The sequence below is a fragment of the Blautia faecis genome, from assembly GCF_020554845.1.
Taxonomy (GTDB): domain Bacteria; phylum Bacillota; class Clostridia; order Lachnospirales; family Lachnospiraceae; genus Blautia_A; species Blautia_A faecis.
Genome location: NZ_JAJCIA010000104.1, coordinates 1 through 419, shown reverse-complemented (window position 1 = coordinate 419; position 419 = coordinate 1). Strand labels below are relative to the sequence as shown.

The 419-nt window shown below is 53.9% G+C and carries 2 protein-coding genes; both read right to left on the bottom strand.

Going from position 1 to position 419, the window contains the following annotated elements:
• The coding region (locus tag LIZ66_RS18405) for a DUF3847 domain-containing protein (protein WP_227201186.1) at nucleotides 1-144 on the bottom strand (144 nt) is incomplete at its 3' end.
• Nucleotides 137-419, bottom strand: a 283-nt coding sequence (locus LIZ66_RS18400) for a DeoR family transcriptional regulator (protein ID WP_227201185.1), incomplete at its 5' end; no start/stop codon positions are given. The genes LIZ66_RS18400 and LIZ66_RS18405, both read right to left, overlap by 8 nt.

Below are 419 nucleotides of genomic sequence, written 5' to 3'. Positions count from 1 at the left end.
ACAGAGCCGGTGCGTCCGTTCCTTTCGGGTAAGCTGCTTCAACTGGTGCTGCAATACCTTTTCATCATTAATGGCTTTCCGCAGCTTCTTTTCGCTTTTCTCCAGCTCCCTGTTGAGCTTTTCCAGCTTTGAGGTATCAGGCAAGGGCAGCGTCCTCCTTTCCCGGTATCAGCACATAAATCCTGTTTGGTTCTCCAACGCCCTGACGCACCCGCATGATAAGTCCGGCGGTTTCCAGTTCATTCAGAGAACGCTTGACCGTCATGGGACTGCGGGACAGGACTGCGGCAATGGCTGTGACAGGGAAGCAGACAAACAGGATTCCGTTCTCGTCCTCCTGCCCTTTGGACAGCATAGCGTCCAGCATCCGGCAGTACATGACCTTTGCGGTGCTGCTGACTGGAAATCCTGTCAACGCT